The following is an 8,351-nucleotide window of genomic DNA, read 5'->3' on the forward strand; positions in this document are numbered from 1 at the left end:
CCCCTAAAAATTCACTTGCTTCTTTTATTGTTAACATATTAGAACACCTCCTAAATATATTATTTCCAAAAGAAGTTAGTTAAATTCATAGAGATTTAATTAGGTATAAATATTTTTAATTAAACTGTTTTATAGCCCCTGTTATAACTGCGGGAATCATACCGCCTACATAATCAACTATCATTAATACGAGCATTCTTAGGTCAATAATTATGTGAGTGTTATCAATTTTAATATTGTAAAAGATTACTAAGATACCTAATAAGCCTCCGACTATTCCTAATATTATTTTAGCATATAGTTCATTTGCTGTAGGCTTAGGTATATCCTTTAAAATATTACCAGTAATAAATGTGAATGAAATTAATATTAGTGAGTTAACAAACAAATCATTTAACATATTATACAACACCTCTAATTTATACTAATTTTTTAGTAGCTATATCTAATTTATACCATATTTAACCAGTACAAAACAGAGTACAATAGACTTTTTTGTTAAATTATGATATTAGTATAAGTATATAGAGGTATTTAATTAAACTAATTTATAGAGTGTCATTATAATGATGCATACATACAGTGAAATTTACATAGTAAACTATTTAATGTGGATATTTAAAATAAAGTTATAAATAAAAAAAAATGGGTATAAAATTAGTAAAATATAAAATTTAGGGGGAAATTGATATGAAAATTTTATTAAAGAATAAAATGGAAATTTCTAAATACGATGGAATAATAATTCCAATATACGAAGATAAATTAAAAGTAGATATAACAGAAATACCATTAGAACAATTAAAAGAGTCAAATAAGTTTGAAGGTAAAGAAAATGATTTATATAAGCTTACTATTTTAGAAGAAGGTAAATTAGTAGAGGTTGTTTTGGTGGGTCTGGGTAAAAAAGATAAATTAAGTTATAGAAAAATTCTAAATATTCTAGGTGAAAGTTATCGTCTACTTAAAAATGAAAAAGTTTCAAATTTTGCGTTAGTACTTGATGCAAATAATGTTGATTCAAACGAGCAACTAGTAAGAGCTTCTGTAGAATCATTTATAATGTCAGATTACAAATTTGATCATTATAAAAAGAAAGAAAGAAGTAGCGAGGAGCCTAAAGTTGATATAATAGTAAATGAAATAGATAAATATGAAAATATAAAGAAAGAAGCGGCAACTATCGCTTTGGCAAATCTAATATCACGAAAATTGGTAAATGAACCAGCAAATATTTTAAATCCTAAGACTTTATCCAAGGAAGTAGAACACCTTGGAAAAGAAAAAGGATTTGAAGTTGAAATATTAAAGTTAAAAGAAATAGAAAAATTAGGTATGGAATCATTTTTATCTGTAGCAAAAGGCTCAGATATAGAGCCTAGATTTATCATTATGAGATATATAGGAAACAAAGATAGCGACCAAATACTTGGCTATGTAGGCAAAGGACTGACTTATGATTCAGGAGGCTTATCAATAAAACCTACTTCTGGAATGGTAGATATGAAAAGTGACATGGCAGGTGCAGCAGCAGTTATAGGAGCTATGTGTGCAATAAGTGAAAATAAACTTAATACCAATGTTGTAGGTGTAATAGCTGCCTGTGAAAATATGATATCAGGAAATAGCTATAGACCAGGAGATATAATAAATTCTATGGGAGGTAAAACTATATTCATAGGAAATACAGATGCAGAAGGTAGACTTACTTTAATAGATGCAATGGAGTATATTGTTACCAAGGAGAAAGTTACTAAGGTATTAGATATAGCAACGTTAACAGGGGCTGCTCTACATTGTACAGGAGCTGCAGCATCAGTAGCAATTAGTAATAATGATGAATTCTACAAGAAAGTTAATGAAAGTTTTGATTTTAGTGGTGAACAAATTTGGAGAATGCCAGTATTTGATGAATATAAAGAGCTAATAAAGCATCATGAAGCAGACTTAACTAATACGGCAGGAAATCCAGGAACTATAACAGCAGGATTATTTATAGGAGAATTTAATGGAGACTTACCTTGGGTTCATATAGATATAGCTGGAACAAGCTTGTCTACAAAAGAAAAAGGTATTTTATCAAAAGGTGCAACAGGAATAGCTACAAGACCATTATATTATTTAGCAAAGGAACAACAAAAGTAAAAATAAGCTATTAAATTAAAAAGTTATATAATAATACTAGCTATTATTATATATAGGTGTTATAATAAATCTTGTAGTAATACAAAAGTAAATCAAGAATATCTTGATAAGGTTAATTAGGAGAAGTAATATGAATAACGGAATAGTAAAATGGTTTAATAATGACAAAGGTTTTGGATTTATATCAGTAGAAGGTGGAGATGACGTTTTCGCTCACTTCTCAGCTATACAAACTGATGGATTCAAGTCATTAGAAGAAGGTCAAAAAGTAAGATTTGATATAGTTAAAGGTGCTAGAGGTCCTCAAGCAGAAAACATAACTGTATTATAATATATATTATTTAAGACTTAAATAAAGATCCTTTTTAGGGTCTTTTTTTTACGCTTAAGGATATTATATTATCTAAAAAACTGTGGCTAAGTTGCTATATTTAAGCAACGTCAACATACTTAGTGAAAGTGAAAAAGATTTTTAGCAACGCGCAGAGCTGTTGGCGATATGAAGTGTTTCGCCGACAGGTCGCTCAAGCGAAGTGAATTTTTTAGTTGAAGAAAAAATGAGTGAAGCTATTTCAGTGTATTTATAATAGCACAGATAGGTGGAGTAATCTTTGTATATAAATTTTGAAATTTTATTTTTGTTCTAATTATGATATATTATAAAAGAGAATACTTAATAGGGGAGAAATATAGGTGAATATAAATAAACATACAATAATTTGTGCATTAGTTACAATAATTTGCTTTCTTACATACACAGATATAATTAGTGGGCAAGATAATAAAGAAGTTCTTTTTTTAGGGTCATATAGTAACAGTTTTGAAAATTACAATAAACAGATACATGGATTTAAAAGAGCATTAGATACAGATATAAATATGCAAATAGAATATCTAGACTATGGAAACTTTGCAGAAGTAGAAAACGAAATTAATTTTTACAATCTGTTAAAACATAAAATAAGCAAATATGAGAAATATGAAGCTATTATTTTAGCAGAAGACCATGCCATTCGATTTTGGCAAAAGTACAAGGATGAGTTATTTAAGGATACACCCATGATATTTTTAGGTGCTAATGATGTGGAACTAGTTAATCAAGTTTTACAATATGAGAATGTATATGGAATAAAAGAAGAAATTCTCGTTGAAGAGAATATTAAGCTAATTAGGAAACTTCATCCAGATAAGGATATAGTAGCATTAATTTATGAGCCCACTAGTAAATCAAAGGAAATAAATGATTACTATAATCTAAAGGGGAAATATAAAGATACAAATTTTAACCATATATCTGTATACGATGATGGAATAGAGCAAGCACAAGAAAAATTAAAAAAACTAGATAAAAACAGTGTTATACTTGAATTTTATACATATGGAAAATACTTTATAGAAATTGAAAATTTAAATTACTTTAAAAATTTCATTAATAATGAAGTAAATCTTCCAAAGTATACAACTATAGATTTTAAAATGAATGATAAGTTTATTGGAGGTTTTGTAACAGACCCATATAAACAAGGGGAAAAGGGTGCAGAAATAGCAAATCAAATTTCTAATGGAAAGTTTCCTGCTAAAAAATTAATAAGTGGAAAAGAAGCAAATACATATCTTTTTAATTATGAATCACTAAAGAAATTTAATATAAAAGAAAGCAAATTACCACAGGGATCACATATTGAAAATAAACCTATTCCAATACTTAAAAGTCATAAAGAAATATCAATAGTAGTTCTAGTAATAGTAGCATGTTTAATAATTACTATAGTTGCTTTAATACTAAACGTAATTAAGAGAAAACAATATGAAAAAGAAATACTAAAGGCTAAAGAAATAGCTGAAAAAGCACATAATGTGCAAAGTGATTTTATATCAACTATAAGCCATGAGCTTAGAACGCCAGTAGCAATAATTATGTCTTGTAATCAATTGTTAGAGCTCAATTTAAGTAAACTTGGCGATGAAGTAAAAAATAAAAATGATAAAAGTATAAGTATAATAAAGCAAAACTGCTATAGAATGATTAAAATTGTAAATAATATAATAGATGTAGCAAAATTTGATTCTGAAATTGCAAAGTTAAAACTGAAAAATATTGAAATAATTAGCTTGCTAGAAGATATTGCATTATCAGTAGTACCCTATGCAAAATGTAAAAATATTGAGTTAATATTTGATACACAAAAAGAAGAATTAATAACCTCTGTAGATCCAGATATGATTGAAAGAATAGTTTTGAATCTTTTATCAAATGCAATTAAGTTTACAAATGAAAATGGAAAAATTCTAATGAGCGTATATTGTAATCAAGATAAGCTGATATTTACGGTAAAAGACAACGGAATTGGTATAGCAAAAGAAAATATAGAAAAAATATTTGAAAAATTTGTTCAACTAGAGGATACTATAAGTAGAACTACTGAAGGTAGTGGAATAGGACTGTCGTTGGTTAAATCATTGGTTGAACTTCATGATGGAGAAATATTTGTAATTTCGAAGTTAAGTGAAGGGACATCTTTTAGTGTTGAGTTACCAATAAAGAAAGTGGTAACTGATGAAATTGAAAGCCATTACTCTAATGGAGAGTTAATACATATTAGAAGTGCTGAAATAGAATTTTCAGATATGATTTAAATTGAAGTAAAATAAAAAGTGTATTTTATATAAAAAGTTGAATAATGGCTATAGTACAATGTAAAAAATCGCACGGTTGAAATACTAACGTGCGATTTTTTATTATTTTTTATTCATATTATTTACTTGTAATTTTTTAACTTTTTCTAGTTCTTCTATAAAATCTTTAGCTTGATTATGGCCTATGTATAACAAGCAAGATATATCATCTTCTTTCTCACTTATTCTTGTTGCTATCCTTACATGATCTTCTAAAGATTTTGTGTCAAATTTATATATTAAATCTAAATGTTTTTTCTCGCTATTTATTAATACATTTATATCATTATCAAATACTTCTACTGATACATTTCTCTTTGTATCACTCATAGATATATTATTAAACTTGGTATATTTAAAAGAATGACCTTTGTAATCAAATCGATTACTTTGCTTTAGTTCCTTTAATATATATTCGCCATTTTTGACTTCTTTTATGAAATTTCTTTCTTCAAAAAAATAATATTTAGCAAAATAATCTAACGTATAATTTCCCATATTTTCCTCCTAAAGTTATATATATAAAGTATTATTTACCCATTTACAATAAAATAATCATAACTTTATGATATACAAATCAAGTTATTACAATTTTCTACAATTAAATATTTTAAAAGTCGTAAATTGTCATTTGAAATATATTGAAATATTAAATTATATATACTAATATACTAGTATATGAAAACGGTATAATATTAAAACCTATTAATATAAAAATATAAATCTTTACGGAAATTAGTATACTAGTATGTTAATTTCAAAAACAGCTTAAAACAAATAATAATTAAGAATATAAAGTATCAATAAAACTGTTAACAAATGGAATTATTCATTTATGTTATAAGCAATAATTAAATTATCTTTCAAAATTTTAAGGAGGAAGAATCAAGATGGAAAGAGCACAAAAATCAAGTCAGCAGTCACTATCTTTAAGACCATTTGGAATTAAAGACAAATTCGGGTACATGTTAGGAGATGTAGGAAATGATTTATTTTTCTCACTTGTATCTGGATATCTAATGTTATTCTACACAGATGTACTTGGAATAACAGCAGGTGCAGTAGGAACTATGTTAATAATAGCTAGAATATGGGATGCTATAAATGATGTAATGATGGGAACGTTTATAGATAGTAGAAAAGTTGGACCTAAAGGTAAATTTAGACCTTACTTATTATATGCAGCATTACCTGTTACAATAATGGGCTTCCTAACGTTTACTTTAATACCAGGAATATCTGAAAATATGAAATTAGTTTATGCATATATTACATATATTGGATTTGGTATGTGTTATACAGCTATAAATATACCATATGGTTCATTAGCTTCAGTAATGACAACCGATCCAGTTGAAAGAACATCTTTATCTACTTGGAGAACAATGGGAGCATTAGTTGCTAATGTATTTATAATGATAATAGCGCCTAAACTTATATTTGTTAATGATGTACCAACAGCAGCAGGATTTATTAAAGTAGTAGCACTATTCGTAATACTTTCTAACTTATGTTACTTTGGAGCATTTAAGTTAACAACAGAAAGAGTTAAGCATGAAGTTAATCCAAATGCTGAAAAGATAAGTTTTACAAAGTCAGTAAAAGGATTATTAAAAAATAGAGCTTTAATAGGAATAATGTTAGCATCATTTGGTATGTTATCATCTATGATGGCAGTACAAGCATTAACACCTTATTTATACAAAGACTATTTCAAAGCTCCAGAGTTAATAACTTTAGCAGGAATTACTGGAATGCTAGCATCATTTATAGTATTACCATTTTTAGGACCTTTAGTTAAAAAATTTGGTAAAAAAGAACTTGTATCATATAGTATGGTAATTGGAATAGTAGGAAATATAGCTTTATTCTTAATGCCAATAAGCGATCCATATGTATTTATGGCAATAAACTTTGTAGCATCTTTAGGTGTAGGATTCTTCAATGTACTAATATGGGCATTAGTATCAGATGTAATAGACTACCAAGAGTATATAACAGGGAAAAGAGAAGAAGGAATAGTTTATGCTTCATATTCTTTAGTTAGAAAATTAGGTCAAGCTGTTGCAGGTGGTATTGGTGGATTTGCCTTAACATTTGTAGGATATCAATCAGGGGTTGCTGCTCAGTCTGAACAAGTTGCTAACGGTATAAAACAAGTAATAACGGTATTACCATTAGTAACAATAGTAATAGCATTTATATCAATGGTGTTTGTATACAATTTATCAAAAACTAAATTAGCGGAAGTAGACAAAGAATTAAGAAATAGAAGAGGAGAATGCTAATTTAAATAAAAGCATATCTACTTATAGTAATGATGGAACACTAGAAAAATAGTGTTCCATTTTTCTTTGTGTAAATTTGTAGAATATTTAAAATTTTATAATTAATTAAGATATGATAAAATATTACTATAATCATTAAATAATACTTTATCATAATAATATAAAAAACGAAGGGAGCTGGTCAATATGACATACAACACATTTAGAAAAAATTATTTAAAAAGCAGGGGGATTAAAACAGTATAAATAAAAATACTTAATATTAATTAAATCAACATGAATTTAATTAACTTCTTTTGTAAATAATATATTTAGGAGGTGTTTAAATATGTTAAATATAAGAGAAGCTAGTGAATTTTTAGGGGTATCCGTACCCACTATGAGGAGGTGGGAAAATGAAGGTAAAATAACTTCATACAGAACTACTGGAAAACATAGAAGATATGACAAAAATGATTTAATTAGATTCAAGTGTAAAGAAGATGATAGTTTTAAAATAACTATAGCATATTGTAGAGTTTCATCATCTGACCAAAAACAAGATTTAGAAAGACAAATAGAGAATGTAAGTAATTATTGTATTGCTAAAGGATATCAATTTAAAGTTATATCAGATTTAGGTAGTGGGCTAAATTACAATAAAAAAGGATTAAAAGAATTAATAGCTTTAATATGTAGTGAAGAAATAGATAGAATAGTGATTAATTATAAGGATAGATTAATAAGATTTGGATATGAAATTATAGAAGAATTATGTTCTATATATAATGTAAAAATAGAAGTCATAAATCATACAGAGGATAAAACATATGAAGAAGAATTAGTAGAAGATGTACTATCTGTGATTACTGTATTTTCATCAAAACTATATGGTAGTAGAAGCCACAAGTCGAAAAAAATAAAAGATGCAAATGTAGCAATGTTTAGAAATAGTGAGTGCGATTATATAGATGATAAGGCACAGGCTTAGGTTATGATATATGCTAAGGTGCGACTTGTTGTTAGACAAAGGTAAGCGTGGGTTTACTACAAAACTAGCCTAATAACTTTTAGTTATTAGAACTAATATTACGATAGGTAGAATGATGGGGTAACGCCTTGAGATGCCTGCCCAAAGGTACGACTAGCGTTTTGATAGGTGAATATCAAAGGGTTAGAAGCTCGTTAAAATGACTAAGAGCCACCCTAACAGAGTATATGCTGAGGAAATGCGAACTGGAGGCAGTCGAGTGGTGATAGGTC

At 27.4% G+C, this 8,351-nt stretch carries 7 protein-coding genes; 5 read left to right on the forward strand and 2 right to left on the reverse strand.

All coding sequences use genetic code 11. The annotated features are described in order from the left end of the window. Positions 1-115: 115 nt before the first annotated feature. Positions 116-400, reverse strand: coding sequence for a LytS/YhcK type 5TM receptor domain-containing protein (locus ACRC03_RS14765; protein WP_438653352.1), 285 nt, complete (start codon positions 398-400; stop codon positions 116-118). A gap of 290 nt (positions 401-690) precedes the next feature. Here ACRC03_RS14765 and ACRC03_RS14770 point away from each other — a divergent pair, with 290 nt between their 5' ends. The 3 genes from ACRC03_RS14770 (at position 691) to ACRC03_RS14780 (ending at position 4,782) form a co-directional block, all read left to right on the forward strand. After that, positions 691-2,145: a leucyl aminopeptidase gene (locus ACRC03_RS14770; protein ID WP_438653353.1), complete on the forward strand. Its 1,455-nt coding sequence runs from the start codon at positions 691-693 to the stop codon at positions 2,143-2,145. Positions 2,146-2,275: 130 nt separating this feature from the next. Then, on the forward strand, positions 2,276-2,476 hold the full coding sequence (locus tag ACRC03_RS14775) for a cold-shock protein (RefSeq protein WP_438653354.1): 201 nt from the start codon (positions 2,276-2,278) through the stop codon (positions 2,474-2,476). 362 nt (positions 2,477-2,838) lie between these two features. Next, positions 2,839-4,782, forward strand: a complete 1,944-nt coding sequence (locus ACRC03_RS14780; RefSeq protein ID WP_438653355.1) for an ABC transporter substrate binding protein — start codon at positions 2,839-2,841, stop codon at positions 4,780-4,782. A gap of 102 nt (positions 4,783-4,884) precedes the next feature. Here the strand turns inward: ACRC03_RS14780 and ACRC03_RS14785 are convergent, their stop codons facing one another. Then, positions 4,885-5,319, reverse strand: coding sequence for a hypothetical protein (locus ACRC03_RS14785; RefSeq protein ID WP_438653356.1), 435 nt, complete (start codon positions 5,317-5,319; stop codon positions 4,885-4,887). Positions 5,320-5,711: 392 nt separating this feature from the next. Between ACRC03_RS14785 and ACRC03_RS14790 the strand changes: the two genes are divergently transcribed. Together ACRC03_RS14790 and ACRC03_RS14795 are read left to right on the forward strand one after the other, a co-directional pair. Beyond that, on the forward strand, positions 5,712-7,109 hold the full coding sequence (locus ACRC03_RS14790; protein WP_438653357.1) for an MFS transporter: 1,398 nt from the start codon (positions 5,712-5,714) through the stop codon (positions 7,107-7,109). Between the two features lie 328 nt (positions 7,110-7,437). After that, positions 7,438-8,079 (forward strand): IS607 family transposase, encoded by a 642-nt coding sequence (locus ACRC03_RS14795; protein WP_438653358.1) that lies wholly within the window; start codon positions 7,438-7,440, stop codon positions 8,077-8,079. Positions 8,080-8,351: the final 272 nt, after the last annotated feature.

The sequence above is a fragment of the Romboutsia sp. genome, from assembly GCF_051659545.1.
Lineage (GTDB): Bacteria > Bacillota > Clostridia > Peptostreptococcales > Peptostreptococcaceae > JBOFOR01.